Source organism: Novosphingobium panipatense, assembly GCF_900182875.1.
Classification (GTDB): domain Bacteria; phylum Pseudomonadota; class Alphaproteobacteria; order Sphingomonadales; family Sphingomonadaceae; genus Novosphingobium; species Novosphingobium panipatense.
The window spans coordinates 206,534-227,874 of sequence record NZ_FXUI01000001.1 but is presented as its reverse complement, the minus strand read 5'-3'; the positions used below and the strand labels follow the sequence as shown (position 1 = coordinate 227,874).

Below are 21,341 nucleotides of genomic sequence, written 5' to 3'. Positions count from 1 at the left end.
TGGAGCCATCCTGATGGAGATCGTGATCCGCGCCTCAGTGATGTTCGTAGTGGTCTATGTGCTGCTGCGGCTGATGGGCAAACGCGAACTGGGCCAGATGGCGCCATTCGAACTGCTGTCCCTGATCGTGACCGGCGATCTCATCCAGCAGGGCGTGACACACCAGGACTTCTCGCTAACAGGGGCGACGCTGGCGATCTTCACTTTCGCGGCCTGGAGCTTCGTCATGGGTATCGTCTCGCACCGGTTCCCCAAGGCGCGCCAGGGGCTGAAAAGCCGGCCCGTAGTGCTGGTCCGCGATGGGCGGCTGCTGAAGGGCAATCTCGATGAGGAGCGGATCGACGACGCCGAACTCGCCGTCGAGATGCGGCTTGCGGGGATATCCAGCCTGCGCCAGATCGCCTGGGCCATCCTTGAACCGGAAGGCAAGATCAGCTTCATTCGGAAGGACGATTCCGAACCGGACCAGCGCTATGCGGACGAAGAGACGCTCTCGGCCTGATCCCATCTCGGCATCGGCGGCAGGGCCAGGAGCAAGGCCCCGCCCACGACGCAGCCGATCGCGCCCGTCCAGAGAAATGGCTCATATCCGCCCGTCACGTCATAGACCTTTCCCGCCAGCCACGGCCCCAGTCCGGAAGCGAGAGCCACGAGGGCGGACATGACGCCGTAGATCATGCCGAAGTTGCGCAGACCCGCATAGCCTGCGGTGAGGAACGCGGTAATCTGTGTCTTCGATCCGGCCGCATAGCCGTTGATGATCAGCGCTATGATCAGCGCCGGCATCGAATGCAGAAACCAGATCAGCACCACGAAGGTGACGGCCGTGACGCCCATGGTCAGGCTGCCGGTCCAGTTCGGGCGGAAGCGGTCGAGCAAGGCGCCGGTTACGAGTTTTCCCACGATGCCCGCGATCCCGCCCAGCGAAAGGAGCCAGGCTGCTTCCGATCGCGCCACTCCCGCCTCGGTGAGGATGGGGAACAGATGGATGGCCAGCCCGATCGTCATCATCATGACGATGAAGGAAGATAGCGCCACCTGAAGGAGGGCACGGCTTCGCCACGCTTCATGCCTGTGAAGCCCCGGAAGGGCGCCGCCCCTTGACTTGTCACCGGCAGGCTGCCGATCGTGCGCATCGTGCAGGAACAGCCAGCACAGGAGCAGGGTAACGCCTCCCCAGCCAAGGCCGAACCATACGTAGGCGGCTCGCCAGCCGAAGCTTTCGATCAGCATGTTGCCGAGCGGCGGCACCAGGGTCTGGGCGATGGCTGGCCCGGTCACGGCCAGGCCAAGAGCAAGGCCACGCCCCTTGCTGAAGGTTCCGGCCACGGCCGTGGTCCAGATGGTCGACTTGATGGAGGTGAGGATCAGTCCGAAGACGATCCACATCACGATCCACTGCGTCGTCGAACCATTGGCGAAGGCAAACATGCAGGTCGCTGCCATCGTCGTCACGACACCGGGGATGCCGAGCCGCCGCGATCCGAAGCGGTCGATCAGCGCGCCGTAGAAGGGAGACAGAAGCGCGGTCACGGCCGTTGCGATGGCAGGCCCCATCGAGAGCGTGGCACGGTCCCACCCGAAGTCCCGCTCGAGCGGTTCGATGAACAGCCCGGTTGCTGAAATCACGACCGAAAAGAACGAGAAACCCGCCACTGCCGCCAGCACTACCGGCCAGCCGCGCTTCCACTCCTGCGATGCACCTGTCTCGCCTGTCGCCATCCGTCGTTCTCCCGAGGAGCGAACCTAGGCGAAACGGCGAAAAGTCCAATCGCCGCGACGATGGTGCAGCGGCGCGAAATCAGATCTGCCTGTGAAGCTCCAGATAATCGCTCGGAATACGAAGAGCTTCGGCTGCCACCTGCGTCTCGCGCAGGAACAGTACCAGGGCGAGCAGGAGCAGCACGATGGCCGCAAGAAACGTGATGGCAGCGGCGGTATGCCATTGCAGGCCGCTCAACCCGGAGAGGAAGAGAACGGCCACCGTGATCCCGATCGCGAGGGCCGAGAGCACCATGAGGCGCACGGCATGCGTGATCAGCGTCATGCGCCGGTCCACCAGCCGCAGTTCGCTGACGATCATGTCGTGCTCGATCCCGTGCGTACTGCCGTGCCGTTCCTGCAGGTTGCGCGCACGGTCCACCACCCGGCCGAGGCGGCTTGAGAGGATGTTCAGGATATTCCCTATGGCCACCAGAACAAAGACCGGTGTCAGGGCAAGTTGAATGGTCTGGACGATCATGCCGTCAGTCATGCAATCCTATGCGGCGATTGGACAGGCCCTCGCCAGAAGGCAGACGCCCTTATCCGCAAATCGCACGTCCGACAGCCCTGCCGCCAGTGCGCATCCGCCCGGCGCGACAGTGTCGCCGCCGATCTGCACGCTTCCTTGGCGCGGGATCACCAGAAGCGCGTCGGGGTAGCGAGCCGCCACCGCGTCCGAGGGGGCGCCTTCGATCTGGTCCAGCAGGAAGAGAGGACCGTCGACAAGAGTGAGAGATCCCTGTTCCGGAACATGCTTGTGCCAGGTATCCAGCGAGTACGGCTCCCCCCGCGCGACAGCGATGCCCTCCTCCAGATGCAACTCGCGGGGGCGGCCGTAGTCATAGAGCCGGTACGTGATGTCGCTGTTCTGCTGCACTTCGATCAGGCTGACGCCAGCTCCGATCGCATGAACGGTGTTCGCCGGAATGTAAAAGAAGTCACCCGGTGAAACATCGTGCCACGTCATCAGCTGTTCGATCGAGCCGTCGAGCGCTGCGGCGCGCATGGCGTCGCCGCCGATCTCCTGTTCAAAGCCGATCCCTAGCTTCGCCCCGGGCTCCGCGTCGACGATGAGCCAGCATTCCTCCTTGCCCTGAAGGCCCAGCCCCTTGGCGAGCGTCTGCGCATCCGATGGGTGAACCTGCACCGACAGCGCCTCGCTGGTGAAGATGTACTTGACCAGCAGGTTCGGCAGGGCGGCGGGCGGCTCGAACCAGATCTCCCCGATGCGCTTGCCTTGCGGTGCCGCGAACGGCGCAGGCAGGACATCCTTGCCCCAAGGCTTCTCGACCTGGCGAATGGGGAGCGACGCGGGAGGACCATCAACAGGCATCGGCAGGGTACTCACTGATTCTTGGCGCCGAATAGGTTTCCGACTTTCTGTACGCCTGCAACCGTGGTGATCATGATGTCGTTCCCGTCGACAACGACAATCACATCCTCAAGGCCGATGAGCGAGACGCGTGGCCCGTCGCTGTCGACCAGCACGTTGCGGCAGTCCACCATCTCCACCTCACCCGCGCCCCGAACGGAGTTGCCGTTCCCGTCGCGCTCCAGCGCATCGTGGAGCGCCTGCCAGTTGCCGATGTCGGACCACTCCATATCGGCCGGCACCATCGCGGCGCGATCCGTGTTCTCCATGACGGCGTAATCGACAGAGACGCTGGGCACCCTGCCGAAGACCTCTGCATCGGGATGGAAGCGCCGGCCGTCTTCCTGACCACGCGCGACCGCCTCCGCCACCCCGGCCGCGACCTCCGGCCGGTGCGCACCCAGCTCCTCAAGGAAGTCTTTGACGCGGAAGGCAAAGATGCCCCCGTTCCACGCATAGATCCCTTCAGCCAGGAAGGCTTTCGCCCGGTCGAGGTCCGGTTTCTCCACGAACTGCGCCGTGCGAAAGCCGCCTGCACCGCTGCCGACCGCGATGGACTCGCCGCGCTTGAGGTAGCCGAAGCCGGTTTCGGGAGCCGTCGCCTCGATCCCGAAGGACACGAGCCAGCCGTCCGCCGCAAGTTCAGCGGCCGAGCAGGCGGCTGCGGTGAAGGCGTCGGCATTGCCGATATGATGGTCGCTCGGGCAGACCAGCATTACCGCATCCTCCGGCAGGCGGCATGCGGCAAGGGCGATCGCCGCGGCCGTGTTGCGTGCCGAAGGCTCGACGATGACCTGCGCGCCTTCCACGTCCCCAAGCTGCGCTTCCACATGAGCCAGGTGCTTGTGCCCGGTCACCACCACCGGAGGCGCGAACCCGCCGGACGCGGGGCAGCGCGCCAGTGCCGCTTCGAACAGGGTCTTGTCCCCGACCAGCGGCAGGAATGGTTTGGGCATCGCGGCGCGGCTACGCGGCCAAAGACGCGTGCCGCTGCCACCACAGAGAATTACCGGTACGATCATGGGCATGAAGGAGGTGCTCGTCTGATGACGTTTCAGGGTTGTGCTTAATAGTCGCAGGTCGACCGGATGCAACGTTACAGCTTGTTCAAGGTTTCAGTAAAACCATCGCTGACGCCATCGAAAGACAGCTTCTACGGGGTTGCCCTCATTGTCTAGCGCGGGCCGGAAGCGGAACCGCTGGGTGGCAAGGGCGCAGGTTATGCGATCCGCCTCCGGATCGCCACTGGGCTGGACAACCCGGCACTCAGAAACCCGCCCATCCTTTCCGACCGAGATGTCGATGATGACCGACGAACCGATACGCCGGTCACGACCAGCTCGCGGGTAGTCCCTTGCCGAGTTTATGTCGCCCGCGATCTTGACGGTCGGGCTGGAACGGCCGCCACCGCCTTGTCCCGCACCGCGACGCCCGGCCCCCGTACCCAAGCCGCTTCCGGAAGCGCCCGTGCCCTCGCCCTGCGCAGCCGCACCGGCGGCGTTCTCACGCCCCTGCCCTGCTACCGGCGGCGCCTGCGTCGGACGGACGATCACTTTCGCTGGGGGAACAGCAGCCTCGCGGGGGTCGGCCCTGCGACCGGCAGCAGCGGCGACTCCTTCGTCCCGTGGCGCAGCGCTGCTGGGGGACTGCGTTGAAGGCGCAGGCGTGGGTGATGGAGGAAGCGGAGCGTCGATCGTGAAAGCCTGCGTTACGGATCGGCTGACCCGTGCCACGAAATCTGGCGTGAAAGCGCGTACCAGTCCCGCAACGACAAGGATGTGCATGAGCAGAACGACAGCCGCCACGCCCCACCGCGGCCGAGCCTTTGGCCTTCCCGCTCGAGGGCGGTCACGCATCACCCGCGGTGAAACGCAGGTCTGAGGCACCGGTCGGCACGGATCGGCCACGACATGTGCCCGCCTTGTCCCCTGCACGCGTCCTTTCGAGTGAATGGCACGGGCGCTGACCTCCACGAAGAGAACGGAACGGCGCTGACCAGCCGAATGTTCCCGGCGAAACGCCTGCGCTCTGGCCACACTTCGATCAGCTTTCGGCGAACGTGTAAGGCTGCGCCGCGCGGCGATAGTCATCCGCCAGCACATCGCGACCGATGGGCGGAACGGAGCGTGCGGTGCATTCGGCGCGTTGGCACAGCCGGCACGTCACGCCTATCGGCGTGCCGGGCACCGTGGCTTGCCCTGTGGCCTGCGCATAGACGAGCCTGCCCGCCTCTTCCGCCGCGCAGGCCAGCGCGACGGCCCGCATGACGCGTGTACCGCCGTAGGCGGCAGCGCCGCCTGTCACGGTCCGCGCGATCGAGAAGAACCGCTCGCCTCCCGGGAGCTCGAGCCACTGGGGAACGATTTCGCCCGGCCGGCGGAACACCTGATGGACGCTCCACAAGGGGCACCCGCCGCCGTGCGCTGCGAACGGGAAGCCGGCCCCGTCAAGCCGTTTGGACACGTTTCCCGCCTCGTCCACACGGATGAAGAAGAAGCCCACCCGCTCATCACCCGGGCGCTGCAGCGTCGTGAGGCGATGCGCCACCTGCTCGAAGCTGGCCCCGAAAAGTGCTGAGAGAGCGTCGATGTCGTAGCGCCGCTGTTCGACGGCGCGGGCGAAGCGGCCATAGGGCATCACGATGGCGGCCGCCGCGTAGCCCGCCAGGGCGCGCAGCAGCAGCGTAGCCGTCGTACGGCTGGAAAAGCTGTCCCCCCGGATCGTCTGCTTGATCTCGGAACGCAGCGCGGTGTGCGCGATGTGCGTTGCGATCTGAAAAGACCGGCTGGCGGCATCCAGCGTGTCAGCAATCAGCAATTGCTGGTTGTGGCGGTCGAAGCGCCGGAGCGAATCGACCAGCACCTCGGGCGGCAGGAAGCGCACCCGCACGGCCTTGCCCGCGAGCCATTCAATGGCCCCGCCGGCCTTTTCGATTTCGGACGCCAGTTCCTCGGCACGGGTGTCGAGATCATGGACGTAGTTGCGGTTGGCGGCCAGGAAGCGCTGCGCCTCGCGAACCGGTTCGTTCTCGTCCGCCAGTGGACCTGCAGCCCTCTGTTCGGCAAGCGCCTGCGCCTCGCGCGTGTACGCCTGATGCAGCCGAAGCAGCGCTTCCGAAACGCCCGGGAAGCTCATCGCAAGATCGGCCACTTCGAGCCGGGGCAGGTCTATGTCGGCGAACAGCGGATCGCGCAGCACGTCCGTCAGTCGACGGGCGTAATCCTCGCCGCCGTCGCCGGCTATGTCGGCCATGTCGAGCCGATAGGTCCGCGCCAGCCGCACCAGCATGTCCGCCGTTACCGGCCTTTGATTACGCTCCAGCAGGGCGACGTAGCTGGGGGATATCTGCAGATCGTCCGCCATGGCCTGCTGGGTCAGGCCCAGTTCCCGCCGCAGGCGCCGCAGTCTGGGGCCGAGATAAAGCGGGCGATTGTCTGCCAAAGTCCTGAGCTTTCCCGTCGTCTATACAGGGCCTTGTCACTACCACACAACTTTACAAGGAACATCTGTAAAGTTTGACAACAGCACCTTGGCAGCGGTTCCTTCGCTGCGTTGCGGCGCCTAACTCGAGGGCATCAGATGCAACCGCCTTCCGCAAAGGGAACCGAATCGTGACTTACCAGAGCAAGATCATCGAGGCCGACGCCACGATCGGCACAGAGCCGACCTGGAACGGGATCGAGGCGGAGTCGGTGGCGCGCATGCGCCTGCAGAACCGCTTCCGGACCGGCCTCGACATCGCCCGCTACACGGCTCGCATCATGCGCGAGGACATGGCCGCTTACGATCGCGATCCGGCCAGCTACACGCAGTCGCTGGGCTGCTGGCACGGTTTCATCGGCCAGCAGAAGATGATCTCCATCAAGAAGCACTTCGGCACGACCAAGGGTCGCTACCTCTATCTGTCCGGCTGGATGGTCGCCGCGCTGCGTAGCGAATTCGGCCCGCTGCCCGACCAGTCCATGCACGAGAAGACGAGCGTTCCGGCGCTGATCGAGGAACTCTACACTTTCCTGCGCCAAGCCGACGCCCGCGAACTGGGCATGATGTTCCGCGACCTCGACAAGGCCCGCGACGCCGGAGACGAGATCGAGGCCAAGCGCATCGAACATGCCATCGACGGCTACGAAACGCACGTCGTGCCGATCATAGCCGACATCGACGCGGGTTTCGGCAACGCCGAGGCGACCTACCTCCTCGCCAAGAAGTTCATCGAAGCCGGTGCCTGCTGCATCCAGATCGAGAACCAGGTCTCCGACGAGAAGCAGTGCGGCCACCAGGATGGCAAAGTCACGGTCCCGCACGAGGACTTCATCGCGAAGATCCGCGCGGTCCGCTACGCCTTCATGGAACTGGGCGTCGACGAGGGGGTGATCGTGGCGCGCACCGATTCTCTGGGCGCGGGCCTGACCAAGCAGATCGCTTTCACCCGGGAGGCGGGCGACATCGGCGACCGGTATAACAGCTTCCTCGACTGCGAAGAGGTCGATCCCTCGGGCGTCGGCCACGGCGCTGTCCTCATCAGCCGCGACGGCAAGCTGATGAAGCCGAAGCGCCTGCCGAGCAACCTCTACCAGTTCCGCCCGGGAACCGGCGAGGACCGCTGCGTACTCGACTGCATCCAGTCGCTGCAGAACGGGGCGGACCTGCTCTGGATCGAAACCGAGAAGCCGCACATCGGCCAGATCGGCGGCATGGTCAGCCGCATCCGCGAGGTGATCCCCAACGCCAAGCTGGTCTACAACAATTCGCCCAGCTTCAACTGGACGCTGAACTTCCGCCAGCAGGTGTTCGACGCCTGGGAAGCGGCCGGAAAGGACGTGTCGTCCTACGATCGCACGAAGCTGATGAGCGTGGACTACGACGGTACGGCGTTGGCGGACGAAGCCGACGAGCGCATCCGCACCTTCCAGAAGGACTCGGCGCGCGAGGCGGGCATCTTCCATCACCTTATCACCCTGCCGACGTACCACACCGCCGCGCTGTCGACCGATAACCTGGCGAAGGAATACTTCGGCGAGGCAGGCATGCTCGGCTACGTCAAGGGCGTGCAGCGCCAGGAAATCCGCCAGGGTATTGCCTGCGTGAAGCACCAGAACATGGCCGGCTCCGACATCGGGGACGACCACAAGGAGTACTTTGCCGGTGAAGCCGCCCTCAAGGCAGGCGGCGCACACAACACGATGAATCAGTTCGCCGCCTGAGGCGCACCGATCCGGAGGAAGCCGGGGGCCACCCCCCGGTCAGGGGAAGCAACCCGCACAGCAAGGAAAGGATACAGCATGACGACCATGACCGCCGAACCGAGCCGCGCGCGCGCGGTGCTCTCGAACGAGGACTTCAAGCTTCTTCAGGAAGCCGTCCTGTTCTACCTCAAGGCGCATGAGGACGACCCGATTTCGTCCAAGTACTCCAATCTCTACCATCGCCTCGGCAGCGCCGGCCGCCGCTGAGACCGTTCTTGAAGTTTTCCTGGGGAGGAAAGCTTGGCCCGTCGCACCTGTGTGCGGCGGGCCATTTGCATGCGCGGACCCTCGTTCGACGAGGGTTGTGCGATGAACAAACTTTAATCGGCTAAGATATTGGAAAAGGCCGGGCACCTTCTCCTCCAGCAGGACTTGATAGAGCAAAAATTAACCTTTTCGCTTCTAGCCTGCTTCAAACATATGGGGATCTGCGTGTACTTGGGGCTATCTGACGAGACAGCGGGCAATCAACACCCGGACGGACCCGCGCATGGCGACGGACTACTGGCGCTGGATACCGCCCTGGAAGCGGCATCGCTCGCTGAAACCCGCTTGCGCGAGGCCATCGAGGCGATACCGCAGGGCATTGTCTTCCTCGACGAACATGATCGCTACATTCTCTGGAACGAAAAGTACGCGCAGATCTACGAGCGGTCGGCCGACCTGCTTCAGCGCGGCGCCAAGCTGAGCGACACGCTGCGGATCGGCATCGCCCGGGGCGACTACCCGGAAGCGATCGGCCGTGAAGAAGAGTGGCTGGAAGACCGCATCGCCCGCCTGCGCGATCCCGGCCGACGGCATGAGCAGTGGCTGTCGAGCGGACGCTGCATCATGATCGAGGAGCGCCGGCTGGCGAGCGGCGGGACCATTGGCGTGCGGGTGGACATCACCGACCTCAAGCAGAAGGAAGCGGCCTTTCGCCTGCTGTTCGAGCGCAATCCCCTCGCGATGTTCGTCTACGACCACGAAACGGGATGCATCCGCTCTGCGAACGATTCGGCCTGCACCCTATTCGGATATGACAGCACGGAAATGACCGGCCTGCCTGCGCAGAGGCTCTTCCCCGAGGACCTGTGGCACGCGGCGGACGACCTGCTTTCTTCGGACCGCAGCGATACGGCCGACTGCTGGAGCATGCTGCGTCGGGATGGCAGTTCCATCGACGCGGTCATCTCGACCCGGACTTCCGATCAGCCGGATTTCTCCGGCACGATCGTCTCGATCTTCGATGCGACGGAGCGCCGCCGGATCGAGCAGCGCATGGCGCACATGGCTCGCCATGACGAGCTCACGGGACTCGCCAATCGCTCCTACTGCCGTCAGTATCTGAGCGAGCTGCTGGAGAACGCCGGGCCGATGGAACGGGTCACGGTGGCGTTCGTGGATCTCGACCACTTCAAACCCGTGAACGACACCTACGGGCACCACTTCGGTGACATTCTCCTCACCGAGGCGGCCCGGCGCATGGGCGACCTGATCCCGCCCGGCTCGCTTCTGTGCCGCATCGGCGGAGACGAGTTCGCGGTGATCTTCCATCGCTGCAGCCAGACTCAGGCGGAACTCGTGGCCAAGTCCATCGTGACCACCTTGTCCGAGCCCTTCTTCGTTCAGGGCCACATCATCCACATCGGTGCAACGATCGGTTTCGCGGCCGCCCCGCAGGACAGCCGCGACACCGAGACGCTGCTTCGCTACGCCGATCTCGCGCTCTACGCCGCAAAGGGTGAGCGGCGCGGAACCTGCCGCAGCTTCGAGGCGGCCATGGATGCCGCCGCGCAGGAGAAGAACCGGCTTGAGAAGGACCTGCGGAGGGCCGTTAGCGAGAACCTGCTCGAGGTGCATTATCAGCCGATCGTCGATCTCGAGAGCGGCGCCGTCGAATGCTACGAAGCCCTGCTGCGCTGGCACCATCCGGAACGCGGTGCGGTGGCGCCGGACATCTTCGTTCCCCTGGCCGAGGAGATCGGCCTCATCGACCAGATCGGCCGCTTCGTACTGACCAGCGCCTGCAGCGCGGCGATGGCCTGGCCCTCGCACATCAAGGTTTCCGTCAACGTCTCCCCGCTCCAGTTCCGCAACGGCAACCTTCTGAGCACCGTCATCAGCGCCCTGTCTACGACCGGACTGGCCGCCGAGCGGCTCGAACTGGAGATCACCGAGGCCGTGCTCATGGAGAAAGGGCCGCGCCCGGCCGCGATAATCCGGAACCTGCGCGCATTCGGCATCGGCATTTCGCTGGACGACTTCGGCACCGGCTATTCGTCGTTGAGCTATCTGCTCAACTACCCCTTCACCAAGATCAAGATCGACAAGTCCTTCATCCTCAACCTCAATCACGAAGCGAGCTCGCGCGCGGTCATCCGCGCGGTCATCGGGCTCGGCCGCAGCCTTGGCCTGACCGTCACGGCCGAGGGGATCGAGCGCGAGATCGAGCGGGACTACCTGCGCGAAGAAGGCTGCACGCAGGGGCAAGGCTACCTGTTCGGCAAGGCCGCCCCGCCCCCGGTCTCGTCCTCGATGGCGTCCCGGTCGGCGGCCTGAACCCTCAGGCCACGATCGCGCGGCGGCAGAACTCCCAGAGCTCGCCGGCCAGTCCCTCGCGCTCGCTGCGATCGGCAACCGTGCCTTGCTCCTCGGCCAGGAGGACGGTGTGGATGGTTGTGGAGATCAGGTTGTAGATCAGCCGCGCCTGAAGCTGCGCATCGGCCTTGCGAAACACGCCCTCCGCCATGCCCCGGCTGACGTGCCCGGCCATGACGTCGAGCAAGGGTTCCAGCGCGGAGTTCAGTTCGGCCGGGCGTGTCTGTGCCAGCCGAAGGTGCTCGCGGCTGAGCGCCGCCCCGCGCCGGTTCGCTCCGGCCTGTCCCCGGCCCAGCTGGCCCATGACGATGCCGGTCACGATGGCCCGAAGTGCTTCCACCGGTTCCGGTATCTGCGCAGTGACCGTGCGAAAGTACAACGCCGCCGCGCGCAGCGAATTGTCGAAGACGGCAAGCACCAGATCGTCCTTGCCCTGGAAGCGTTCGTAAAAGGCGCGGCGCGCGAGACCCGCCCTCGCCAGAACCGCGCGGATCGTCAGCCCCTCCAGCCCGCCTTCGTCAAGCAGGTCATAAGCAGCGCGGATGAGCGCGTTCGTGCGTTCGCAGTCACCGTCGGGGTATCCCGACGCCGGCAGCAGAAGAGGAGGAGCGGCATATGGCATCGCCTTTGTCCGCTACGCGTCGTAGCGGCGCCGGTCCAGTCCCCCGACCGGGCCGAAGAGCATCGGCCGGGCGATTGACTTGCCCCACTGTGAAAGGCTAAAAGCCGAGAACAGCGTTCTCGCGAAAAACGATAAGAGAGGGATCATGCCGCAGGTCACTTACGTCGATCACGACGGTCACGAAACACGCGTCGACATACCTGTTGGCGAAAACGTCATGCGCGGGGCGCTCTACAACGGGATCGAGGGGATCGTCGGCGAATGTGGCGGTGGTCTCTCCTGCGCCACCTGCCACTGCTACATCGACGAGGACTGGACCGACACGGTGGGCGGCCCCTCGTCCGAGGCCGAAGCCGAACTTCTGGAATCCGCGTCCGGAGAAATCCGCCCGACCAGCCGCCTCTCCTGTCAGGTGGAGATCACGCCGGCTCTCGACGGGCTCGTGGTCCATCTCCCCGAAACGCAGTTCTGAGAAAGGCCGAGCCGATGCCGATCGATGCCGCAAATCCGGTTCCGCCCAGCTTCCCCCGCCATGTCGGCATGGATCAGGTGCCCGACCATGTCCCACCGGAACTGATCCGCCAGTCCGGTCTCACCGTGGGCCCGGACTTCCTCGCCAATCCGCACGACTTCATGGCCGCGCTCCACGAAAAGCAGCCGCCGATCTATTACGACGTCAGCCCGATGGGGAACATGTGGCACCTCATCAAGCATGAGGATGCGCTGTTCGGCCTGCGCCATCCGGAGATCTTCTCCAACGAAGGCGCCACTCCGTTTCCGCGGGATCCGAACGACTACTTCTATTTCATTCCGATCGAGATCGACCCTCCGCACCACCGCAAGTACCGCAACATCGTCGATCCGGTGTTCTCGCCGCAGGGCGTACTCAAGCTGGAAGGGCAGATCCGCCAACGCGCGAACGACCTGATCGACGCGATTGAGGCGAAGGTCGCAGCCGGCGGCACCTGCGAGTTCACGGAGGACTACGGCCGCCCTCTTCCGGTCTCCGTCTTCCTCGACATCATGGGCCTTCCGCAGAACATGCGCGACGAGTTCGTGGACTGGGCGGTCAAGCTCCTGCACTCCAACGATCGCGCCATTATGGCGGACTCGATGCAGAAGATCACCGCGTATCTCAAGCAGGCAATCGAGGAGAAGAAGGCAAACCCGGACGACGGCGTCGTCAGCCGCATCGCCCATGCCACTCCGGACGGGCAGCCGCTTTCCGACAAGGAGATCTTCGGCTTCGTCTGCTTCCTGTTCATCGGCGGGCTGGACACCGTCTTCGCGACGCTGAACAACATCTGGCTCTATCTTGCGCAGAACCCGGACAAGCTGGCCGAAATACATGCACGCCCGCAGGATATCGACAAGATCGTCGAGGAACTGCTGCGCCGCTGGTCGGTGACCTTCTCAGGCCGCGTCCTCGACAAGGACTTCGAAATGCGTGGCATCCAGATGAAGAAGGGGGATCGCGTCACCTTCGTCCTGCCGGCCTGCAACTTCGATCCGGAGGTCTTCCCCGATCCGAAGGAGGTTGACTTTGACCGGCCGCGCAAGACGATCCTGGCTTTCACGGTCGGCGTGCACAGCTGCATGGGCGCGCATCTCGCCCGTCTCGAAGTGAAGATCGCGCTTCAGGAATGGCTGAAGCGCATTCCAAGCTTCTCAGTCAAGCCCGGCACGCAGATCGAATACCGGCCTGGCGGCGTGATCGGGCCGGAGCACCTGCCGCTCGTCTGGTAACGCTGTGTTGATCTCCCGCCGGGCAGTACCGGCGGGAAGTTGCTGCGCGAGCCTGAACAGAACAGGTTTTCGGCAGAAGTGATAGCAAGCGGCACAATTCCGCTTTCCCAAACACTCATTCTTGTGCAAGGTGGCCGGGAAAGGTTCTTCGGACCTTACCGGTGTTGGGAGAGAGCGCGCCGGGGATGACTAGTTCACTCCGGCGCGCCGATTTCTTCTCGCAACTGCAGCATCATCTAAAATCCGCGTCCTCGCCCTGAATAGTCGCACGTTTCGGGACTGATGCAAGCGTTCTTTTCCGCCGTTCATCCGCTTGGGCCCGCTTCGCTTTTCGCGCTGCACCATCAACGCGGCAGCAAACGGCAGCCCGCCTGAGAGCAGGAAGCGATTCGAATCGGTCAGAACTGAACACGGGCGAGCCGCCGCGGCACCTTGCGTGCTGTCCTTGCCCTGGATAGAGCCGGTCGCCGTTATGCCGCCGGGATCGCCCTGTCCTTTCCCGGCGTATCCTTCGCCCCACCGGCGGCGCTGATTGAGCCCTTCTTCCATGAACATGTCCCGCCAGCTCTGGTCTCTCGCCCTGCCCGCAATGTTGACGAACGTGGCGACGGCTCTCTTCGGGCTGGCGGACATGTGGGCGATCGGCCGGCTTGGCGATGCTCCGGCTCAGGGCGCGGTCGAGCTGGGGGCCAAGTTCATGCTCGGCCTGCTCAACGTGTTCAACTTCCTGCGCACCAGCACCGTGGCGCTCACCGCGCAGGGAAGCGGCCGCGGCGATACGCAGGCAGGCGCAACGCTTGTCCGCGCGGCCGGTGTCTCGCTGGCGATCGGGCTGGTCCTGCTGGTCGCGATGCCCCTGACCATCCCCCTGGGCCTCGACCTGCTGGGAGCGGAAGGCGCGGTCCGCACAGCGGCAAGCCGCTACATAGAGGTGCGATACTGGGCCGGGCCGGTGTGGCTGCTGAACTGCGTCCTCGTGGGCTGGATGATCGGGCGGCGCAAGGTCCGCCAGGTCCTCGCCGTCGAGATCATCGCTAACGTCGTTCACATCGCGCTGGACGTCCTCCTCGTCCTTGTTGCCGGGTGGGGCGTCACCGGCGTGGCGGTCGCGACGCTGGCCTCGGAACTCCTCAAGTTTGCGCTGCTGGCCGTCCTGATGACGCGCGAGGGGGCAGTGCCTGCGTGCGCCGCAGCCATCCGGCGCAGGAGCACCTGGGCGCGGCAGGAGCTGGCGCCCCTGTTCGCCCTCAACCGCGACCTGTTCGTGCGCACGCTGCTGCTCACCGGCTCGATCCTCCTGTTCGCACGGACCGGTGCCGAGGGCGGTCCCGTGACATTGGCGGCCAACGGCGTGCTGTTCCAGCTGTTCATGCTTTCCACCCTGCTGCTGGACGGCTTCGAGAGCGGTGCGCAAGTCCTGTGCGGGGAAGCGAGCGGCGCGGGCTCACGGCGGCGCTTCACCGATGCCTTGAAAGCTGCCCTAGTCTCGGGCGGCGCGATGGGGCTGGTGGTGGCGATCGTTTATGCGCTGGCGGGCCCGGCGCTGGCCGGAGCGTTCAGCACCGACCCGCAGGTAATCGCGGCGACCGCGCGTTACGCTCCCTGGATCGCGCTTCTGCCCCTCCTCGGCGTCTGTTCGTTCGTGTTCGACGGGGCTTTCGTAGGGGCGGGATGGACGCGAGCGATGCTGGGGACGATGGCCGTAGCCATTGCCGCTTACCTCGTGGCCCTCGCAGCGCTGCGGCCTTTGGGCAACCACGGGCTCTGGGCTGCCTTTGCCGTGCTTTTCGCCGGTCGCGCGCTCGCGCAGGCGGCTGTCCTGCCCGGCCTGGTCCGCCGCAGCTTCAGCGCTTCCTGAACACCAGCATCAGGTTGTTAGCCGGCATCTCGACGCATCGGTCCAAATCGAGCCTCTGCTCCTGCGCCCAGTGGCTGACCGCCTCGACCGTGCGCAGTCCCCAGGCTGGATTGCGCCGCCGCAGCTCGTCGTAGAAGGCCTGATTGCTCGGCTCCAGCGCACGACCTTCCCGCCGGTAGGCCCCGTATAGGACAAGCGGGCTGCCGCTGCGCAGGAGCCGCCCCGCTCCCGCCATCAAGCCCTCGGTAGCTGCCCATGGGCTGATGTGGACCATGTTGATGCACACGATCGCCTGCGCCTCCTCGACGGGCCAGGCCGAGGCGGATGCGTCCAGGGCAATAGGCGCGAGCAGGTTGGGCAGGGCCGCCTGCTCACGCCAGGCGGCAATGGATGCCCGCGCCTCCGCATCCGGATCGCTCGATTGCCATGTCAGTTGCGGCAGGGCGGCGGCGAAGTGGATGGCGTGCTCCCCCGTCCCGCTCGCGATTTCAAGGACTCGGCCGGACGCCGGCAGCGCCTCGCGAAGGACTGCGAGGATCGCGTCGCGATTGCGCGCTGTGGCCGGGGCCTGGCGACGGGCATCGATGGTCATGCCCCCGCCATGACCGGGACGGACGCACCGTGCAAGGGCTCACACATCGCGCACGGTGCGTCGGGCACTTTCGCGTTGGGCCGCCGTCCGGGCCACAGGGTCAATGGCCGTCGGCAGGCTTCACGTTCTTGGGCGGCCTCGGAGCAAGCCAGATCGTCGTCGCCGCCAGGAAAAGAGCGATCGCGCTGACCACGAACAGTTCACCGGTGGCGACCGCCGTCCCCTGGCTCTCCACCATCTGCGCAATCGCCACCCGCGCCTGTTCGACAGTGAAACCTTGCTGCTGCAGCATCTCGGACGTGGCCTGCGACCCATTCAGCGTGCCGGACAGCTCGTCGCTGCGCGCCCGCGACATGTCGCTCCACACGGTCGTCATAATCGCCGTCGCGACGGCACCCGCCAGCGTGCGCCCGAAATTGGCGATGCCTGCGGCCGAGGCGGTCTCCTGCGGCAGGACCGAGCTGAGGCCGATGGTCGTCAGCGGCACGATCATCAGCGCCACTCCTGCGCCCTGCAGAAGCTGCGGGACGGCGATGGTCCAGAACGTGATGTCCGTAGACCAGGTCATGCGCATCAGCGAGCAGATACCGATCCAGGTCACGCCGATGAAAACGAGCAGTCGCGGATCGAAACGCTTCATCAAGGAAGGCACGAAGGGCGAGAACACGACGGCGAGGACGCCGCTGAAGGCTGTCGCCTTGCCCGCCTCCGTCGCGGTGTAACCCATCGAGGTTTGCAGCCACTGTGGGATGATGACGATGGCCGAGAAGTACGTACCAAAGGCGATCGTCAACGACAGGGTCGAGGCGGCGAAGCCCCTGTGCCGGAACACGCTGATGTTGACGATCGGGTGCTCCTCCGTCAGCTCCCAGATGAGAAAGGCGACGAAGCCGACGGCGGCGATGCAGGCCAGTGCAACGATCTTGGTAGACGAGAACCAGTCTTCCTCACGCCCAAGGTCAAGCATCATCTGGAACGCGCCGACGAAGACGACCAGCAGCAGAAGGCCGATCTTGTCGATCGGCTGCTTCTGGCGCGGCGTCTCCTGCCCGCGCAGCAGCACCGCGACGCCGAAGAAGATCAGCGCGACGATCGGCACGTTGATGAAGAAGATCCATTCCCACGACCAGTTGTCGGAGATGTATCCGCCCAGAATCGGCCCGGCGATAGGAGCGGTGACCACCGTCATCGCCCACATAGCCATGGCCTTGTTCTGCATCTCCTTGGGGAAGATGCGCATAAGCAGGGTCTGCGTCAGCGGCATCAGCGGGCCGCCGCAGAACCCCTGCCCGAGCCGGAAGACGATAAGCGCCGATAGTGTGCCGGAGAGGCCGCACAGGGTCGAGAAGATGCCGAACCCGACGAGCGAGAACATGAAGGTGCGCAACGCGCCGAAGCGGTTTGCGAGCCAGCCCGTCAGCGGCACGCAGATGGCCTCGGCCACCGCGTAGGAGGTGATGACCCAGGTCCCGCTCGACACCGACACCGCCAGGCCGCCCGAAATGTGCGGCACGGACACGTTCGCGATCGTCGTGTCGAGAACGACGATGAAGTTCGCCAGGGCAAGCACGAGGCCCGCCAGGACCAGCCGGGCTCCCGTTAGCGGCGCGGGCGCATCGCTCCCGGCACGGGGCCCGGCGGCTGCTGCAGCCGCCATCAGTCGTTGTCCGTCAGGTCGATCTCGGCTTCCATGGACAGGCCGATGCGCAGCGGGTGCTCCTTCAGCTCCTTGGGATCGAGCTGGATGCGCACCGGCAGGCGCTGGACCACCTTGATCCAGTTACCGGTCGCGTTCTGCGCGGGGATCAGCGAGAACGCCGCGCCCGTGCCGCCCGCAAAGCCCACGACCTTGCCGTGATACACCACGTCACCGCCGTAGAAGTCGGAGGTCAGCCGCGCCTTCTGACCAGATCGCACCTTGCCGAGCTGGTCTTCCTTGAAGTTTGCGTCGACGTAGAGCTGGTCGACCGGCACCACCGTCATGGCGGCCTGTCCGCTCTGGATCCGCTGTCCCACCTGGATAGCGCGCTTGGCGATGACGCCGCTGATCGGCGCGCGCACCACGGTGCGCTCTAAATCGAGCCGCGCCTTGTCCACCTGCGCCTGCGCCTCGAGGATTTCAGGGGCGGTTTGCTCGTTCGTGCCCTTGGTGAGGGCTACGGCCGCCTCTTCCTGCCGCCGGGCGCTGCGGGCGTTTTCCTGAGCCTGCGCGACGCCGGCCTGCGCTTCCTGGTAAGCGGCGCGCGCGGAATCCAGCGCCTGCCGCGCGGTGGTCAGCTCTTCGGACGATACCGCACCGCTGCCCGAAAGCGCCGCGCGGCGGCGGTAGTCTTCCTGCGCCCGGGTCAGCGAAGCCTGCGCCGAGGCAAGCGCCGCGCGCGCGGTGTTGATCTGCGCTTCGTTGGCGCTTGCCGCCGCCCCCAGAGCCGCGTTGCTGGCAAGCGACTGGCCATAGCGGCGCTGCACCTGGGCGAGGTTCGCTTCGGCCTGCTGCAGCGCGATCTTCTGGTCCGCGTCTTCCAGACGGAACAGCAGCTGGCCCTTGCGGACCGGTTGCGTGTCCGTGACGAGAACCTCGACGACGCGCCCGGAGGTGAGCGGCGTGACCTGCGCGTTCTCACCGGCGACGTAGGCGTTCTCCGTCGAGACGGAGCCGCTCGCGATGAACTCCTCATAAATGAACCAGAGCCCGCCGATCACCAGAACCGCGCCCCCCAGCCCCAGCAGAAGGCTCTTGCGCTTGCTCTTGTCGACCACGCTGCTCGAGCCGGACTGGCTGTCTGCGCTTGCGGTGGTGTCGTCACTCATCGATCGGGGCTTTCTTGCTGGATTCGTCTGCATAACCGCCGCCCAGGGCGCGCTTGAGCGCGACTTCGCTGGCGAGCGTGGCGAAATGGGCGTCGACGGCGGCAAGCCGCGCGTCGAGGGCTGTGGTCTCGACGTCAAGCGCGTCGATGTAGGTGTTCAGGCCGGCTTCGTAGCGTTGGACGGCAAGATCGTAGGCGGCGTTCGCCTCCGTCCGCGCCACAAGGGCGTGCCGCTCCTGCTCGGCGGCGGATGCACGGGTGGACAAGGCGTCGGCCACGTCCTGCAGCGCGCCGATGACCGCCTTGTTGTAGCTGGCGACCGTGCTGTCGTACCCGGCGCGGGCGGAGCGGTACTGACCGGACAGCTTGCCGCCCTGGAAGATCGGGAGACTGATCGCGGCGCCTGCGTTGCCGAAATCCGAACCATCGTCGAACAGGTTGGAGATGCCGAGCGAGCTGAGCCCGATCAGGCCGCTAAGGGAAATGTCCGGCAGGAACGACTTGCGGGCGTACTCGACGCCCTTGTCCGAGGCTTCGACCAGCCTGCGCGCCATCACGATATCGGGGCGGCGTCCGGCCAGCGATATGGCGGCATCGGCCGGAACCGGCGTGGCCGCTATGTCCGCGATGGGCGGCGGCGTGAGCGTCAGCGTACGGTCGGGCCCCGCACCAAGCAGCGCGGCCAGCGCGTGGCGGCGCAGTTCGATCTGCTCGCGGTTGGCGGCCACATCGACGCGGGCTCGCGCGGCAAGTGCGTTGGACTGCCGCACAGTAGCCTGGTTCTCGATGCCCTGCGCCACGCGACGCCCGACCAGCCCGGCGGACGTTTCGCGCGCGGCGAGCGAGGATTCCAGCACCTTCTGCCGCTCGATCAGCCGCGCGAGGTCGAAGTAGGACGCCACGACCTGCGAGGCGAGCGCCAGCTCCGTCTGGCGGGCGTCGGCGATGGCTGCCTCGGTCACTGAGGTGGCCGCTGCCAGCAGGGCGCGATTCTTGCCCCAGATGTCGAGGTTGAGATCGGCGGAGAGCGCAAGAAGACCGTAGTCATTCCAGCCGCGGGGCAGCGCCTGGGGCGGGGACCCGTTGTTGTAGCTCTGCTTCTCGACCGAAGCGCTGCCGCGCGCGCCTACTTGCGGCAGCAGCGACGAGCGCGAACTTTCAAGGATGCCCTGCGCCTGCCGGATGCGGGCAAGCGCGGTCGCCAGGTCAGGCGACGCGGCAACGGCCTCATCGACAAGGGCGTCGAGCTGGGGATCGCCGTAGGCGGTCCACCAGCGCTGCCGGGGCCACTCGGCGGACGTGCCGCTGATCGAACCGGCGCTCTCGAGGCTGGAGGGCGGACGCAGCTGCGGACGCGGCCCGAGATCGGGCGCGCCGCATGCGGCAAGCGAAGTGGTCAGCGTCAGCAGCACAAGGGCTGCGACTCGGGGAGAAGCAATCGTACTCATCGGTACGGCTTTAATTGTTACAAGCCTTGCGGCTGTCAATCGAAAAGCGTACTGCCTAGTACACCATGATCGACACCACGCGTCCCTCCAAGCGCGAGCTCAACAAGGCAAGGAAGCGCGCCGATATCGTGCGGATTGCGTCCCGCATGTTCCTCAAACAGGGCTACGCCGCGACGACCATGTCCGCCATCGCCGACGCGTTGGGTGGATCCAAGGCCACATTGTGGGCCCACTTCGCCTCGCGGGAGGATCTTTTCGCCGCGGTGGTCGACCTGCACGTGGGAACCTTCGCGCACGATGTGGAGGAAGTGCTGACCGGGCAGAGCTTCTCGCTGCCGGCGCTGCGCCGCGCATGCCTGCGCCTGATCGACTGCCTGCTGCGCGAAAACTCCGTTCTCCTCTACAAGCTGGTGGTCAGCGAGGGGGACCGGCATCCCGAAATCAAGGACACCTTTTACACGCGCGGCCCCGTCACCCTGCGCTGCGCGATCACGGACTTTTTCGCGACGCGCTTTGAGTGGGAGGAGGCCGTCCGCCTGACTCAGATCACTGCCGCCGCCGTCACGGGATATCGCACCGATGTCCTGCTGCGGCCAGAGCCCGTCGGCCAGCCGGAACACGAGGCCTTCGTGGACAACCTCATCGCCCATCTAGTCTGGCCGGACGAGGGCGAGACAGGCTAACCGCCCCCGCGATCACTGGCCGCCGGGCGCAATCGGTGTTGGACGCGCCCGCGCCACCTCGGCCATCGTTCCTCCCGTTCGCAAGGAGAGGAACCGCCCATGAGCGACGACACATCGGCCGAAATCCGCGACACGCGCAAGGACTGGGTTGTCGAGCACCGCGAAATGTACCTCTCCTCGGGCGGGGCGGAGGGGCACATCATGGACGTGACGGCCGTGGGCGGCCGATCCTTCGCCACGCACTGCCTGGTCAAGTACGTCGGTCGCAAGAGCGGCAAGGTTTTCATCACGCCGCTTTGCTACGCTGATATCGGCGGGGAGGTGGTGATCTGCGCATCGAAGGGCGGCGCGGACCATCATCCCGCCTGGTATCTCAACATCCGCGAAGCCAAGACGGTCGACTTTCAGATCGCCACCCAGGCCTTCCGCGCCACCTGGCGCGAGCCCGAGGGTGAGGAACGCGACAGGATCTGGGCCTTCATGGTCGCCTGCCATCCCTTCTACGCCGATTACCAGAAATCGACCGACCGCCTGATCCCGCTGGTCATGCTCAAGGCGGTCGAACCGCGCCCCGTGTTCACGCCGGACGAGGCGACCGGGACCCGGCAGTTCTAACTCGGCCG

At 65.5% G+C, this 21,341-nt stretch carries 21 protein-coding genes; 9 read left to right on the top strand and 12 right to left on the bottom strand.

The features are described from left to right. Nucleotides 1-13: 13 nt before the first annotated feature. Nucleotides 14-502 carry a DUF421 domain-containing protein gene (locus QOL62_RS01065; RefSeq protein ID WP_283404862.1) on the top strand — a complete coding sequence of 163 codons (489 nt, stop codon included), beginning with the start codon at nt 14-16 and terminating at the stop codon, nt 500-502. Here QOL62_RS01065 and QOL62_RS01060 read toward each other — a convergent pair. The 6 genes from QOL62_RS01060 to QOL62_RS01035 form a co-directional block, all read right to left on the bottom strand. Next, on the bottom strand, nt 472-1,722 hold the full coding sequence (locus tag QOL62_RS01060; RefSeq protein ID WP_283404861.1) for an MFS transporter: 1,251 nt from the start codon (nt 1,720-1,722) through the stop codon (nt 472-474). The two genes, QOL62_RS01065 and QOL62_RS01060, sit on opposite strands and share 31 nt — an antisense overlap. Before the next feature lie 79 nt (nt 1,723-1,801). Beyond that, on the bottom strand, nt 1,802-2,254 hold the full coding sequence (locus tag QOL62_RS01055) for a DUF2721 domain-containing protein (protein WP_233203787.1): 453 nt from the start codon (nt 2,252-2,254) through the stop codon (nt 1,802-1,804). Between the two features lie 6 nt (nt 2,255-2,260). Next, nucleotides 2,261-3,097 carry a class I mannose-6-phosphate isomerase gene (locus QOL62_RS01050; protein WP_283405109.1) on the bottom strand — a complete coding sequence of 279 codons (837 nt, stop codon included), beginning with the start codon at nt 3,095-3,097 and terminating at the stop codon, nt 2,261-2,263. A gap of 11 nt (nt 3,098-3,108) precedes the next feature. Then, nucleotides 3,109-4,164 (bottom strand): mannose-1-phosphate guanylyltransferase, encoded by a 1,056-nt coding sequence (locus tag QOL62_RS01045; protein WP_283404860.1) that lies wholly within the window; start codon nt 4,162-4,164, stop codon nt 3,109-3,111. 87 nt (nt 4,165-4,251) lie between these two features. After that, nucleotides 4,252-4,941, bottom strand: a complete 690-nt coding sequence (locus QOL62_RS01040) for a TonB family protein (RefSeq protein WP_283404859.1) — start codon at nt 4,939-4,941, stop codon at nt 4,252-4,254. A gap of 238 nt (nt 4,942-5,179) precedes the next feature. Beyond that, complete coding sequence (locus QOL62_RS01035; RefSeq protein ID WP_283404858.1) at nt 5,180-6,577, bottom strand: helix-turn-helix domain-containing protein; 1,398 nt, start codon at nt 6,575-6,577, stop codon at nt 5,180-5,182. 170 nt (nt 6,578-6,747) lie between these two features. Here QOL62_RS01035 and QOL62_RS01030 point away from each other — a divergent pair, with 170 nt between their 5' ends. The 3 genes from QOL62_RS01030 to QOL62_RS01020 all read left to right on the top strand — a co-directional run bounded on the left by QOL62_RS01030 (nt 6,748) and on the right by QOL62_RS01020 (nt 10,923). Next, nucleotides 6,748-8,340: an isocitrate lyase gene (locus QOL62_RS01030; RefSeq protein WP_283404857.1), complete on the top strand. Its 1,593-nt coding sequence runs from the start codon at nt 6,748-6,750 to the stop codon at nt 8,338-8,340. 78 nt (nt 8,341-8,418) lie between these two features. Beyond that, the gene (locus QOL62_RS01025) at nt 8,419-8,589 is read left to right on the top strand and encodes a hypothetical protein (protein WP_199183772.1); all 171 of its coding nucleotides are present in this window, start codon (nt 8,419-8,421) and stop codon (nt 8,587-8,589) included. 225 nt (nt 8,590-8,814) lie between these two features. Further along, entirely contained in the window at nt 8,815-10,923 is a 2,109-nt protein-coding gene (locus QOL62_RS01020; RefSeq protein ID WP_283404856.1) for a putative bifunctional diguanylate cyclase/phosphodiesterase, read from the top strand. 4 nt (nt 10,924-10,927) lie between these two features. Here the strand turns inward: QOL62_RS01020 and QOL62_RS01015 are convergent, their stop codons facing one another. Next, nucleotides 10,928-11,584, bottom strand: a complete 657-nt coding sequence (locus QOL62_RS01015) for a TetR/AcrR family transcriptional regulator (protein ID WP_283404855.1) — start codon at nt 11,582-11,584, stop codon at nt 10,928-10,930. Between the two features lie 145 nt (nt 11,585-11,729). On the opposite strand from QOL62_RS01015, the gene QOL62_RS01010 reads away from it, so the two are divergent. Together QOL62_RS01010 and QOL62_RS01005 are read left to right on the top strand one after the other, a co-directional pair. Further along, nucleotides 11,730-12,056, top strand: coding sequence for a 2Fe-2S iron-sulfur cluster-binding protein (locus QOL62_RS01010; protein ID WP_103728362.1), 327 nt, complete (start codon nt 11,730-11,732; stop codon nt 12,054-12,056). A 14-nt stretch (nt 12,057-12,070) separates the two neighbouring features. Further along, the gene (locus QOL62_RS01005) at nt 12,071-13,330 is read left to right on the top strand and encodes a cytochrome P450 (protein ID WP_283404854.1); all 1,260 of its coding nucleotides are present in this window, start codon (nt 12,071-12,073) and stop codon (nt 13,328-13,330) included. Nucleotides 13,331-13,519: 189 nt separating this feature from the next. On the opposite strand, the gene QOL62_RS01000 is transcribed toward QOL62_RS01005, so the two are convergent. Next, nucleotides 13,520-13,885, bottom strand: a complete 366-nt coding sequence (locus QOL62_RS01000) for a hypothetical protein (RefSeq protein WP_283404853.1) — start codon at nt 13,883-13,885, stop codon at nt 13,520-13,522. Here QOL62_RS01000 and QOL62_RS00995 point away from each other — a divergent pair. Then, on the top strand, nt 13,878-15,188 hold the full coding sequence (locus tag QOL62_RS00995; protein ID WP_283404852.1) for an MATE family efflux transporter: 1,311 nt from the start codon (nt 13,878-13,880) through the stop codon (nt 15,186-15,188). The genes QOL62_RS01000 and QOL62_RS00995 overlap by 8 nt on opposite strands. Here QOL62_RS00995 and QOL62_RS00990 read toward each other — a convergent pair. The 4 genes from QOL62_RS00990 to QOL62_RS00975 form a co-directional block, all read right to left on the bottom strand. Then, nucleotides 15,175-15,780, bottom strand: a complete 606-nt coding sequence (locus tag QOL62_RS00990; RefSeq protein ID WP_283404851.1) for a DUF938 domain-containing protein — start codon at nt 15,778-15,780, stop codon at nt 15,175-15,177. The genes QOL62_RS00995 and QOL62_RS00990 overlap by 14 nt on opposite strands. 100 nt (nt 15,781-15,880) lie before the next feature. Next, nucleotides 15,881-17,437 carry a DHA2 family efflux MFS transporter permease subunit gene (locus tag QOL62_RS00985; RefSeq protein ID WP_103728359.1) on the bottom strand — a complete coding sequence of 519 codons (1,557 nt, stop codon included), beginning with the start codon at nt 17,435-17,437 and terminating at the stop codon, nt 15,881-15,883. Further along, nucleotides 17,437-18,588, bottom strand: coding sequence for an HlyD family efflux transporter periplasmic adaptor subunit (locus tag QOL62_RS00980; protein WP_103728358.1), 1,152 nt, complete (start codon nt 18,586-18,588; stop codon nt 17,437-17,439). Before QOL62_RS00980 ends, QOL62_RS00985 begins: the two co-directional genes overlap by 1 nt. Continuing rightward, the gene (locus QOL62_RS00975; RefSeq protein ID WP_283404850.1) at nt 18,581-20,035 is read right to left on the bottom strand and encodes an efflux transporter outer membrane subunit; all 1,455 of its coding nucleotides are present in this window, start codon (nt 20,033-20,035) and stop codon (nt 18,581-18,583) included. Before QOL62_RS00975 ends, QOL62_RS00980 begins: the two co-directional genes overlap by 8 nt. A gap of 65 nt (nt 20,036-20,100) precedes the next feature. Here QOL62_RS00975 and QOL62_RS00970 point away from each other — a divergent pair, with 65 nt between their 5' ends. Both QOL62_RS00970 and QOL62_RS00965 read left to right on the top strand, forming a co-directional pair. Next, nucleotides 20,101-20,718, top strand: coding sequence for a TetR/AcrR family transcriptional regulator (locus QOL62_RS00970; RefSeq protein ID WP_283404849.1), 618 nt, complete (start codon nt 20,101-20,103; stop codon nt 20,716-20,718). A gap of 99 nt (nt 20,719-20,817) precedes the next feature. Continuing rightward, nucleotides 20,818-21,333, top strand: coding sequence for a nitroreductase/quinone reductase family protein (locus tag QOL62_RS00965; protein ID WP_103728355.1), 516 nt, complete (start codon nt 20,818-20,820; stop codon nt 21,331-21,333). Nucleotides 21,334-21,341: the final 8 nt, after the last annotated feature.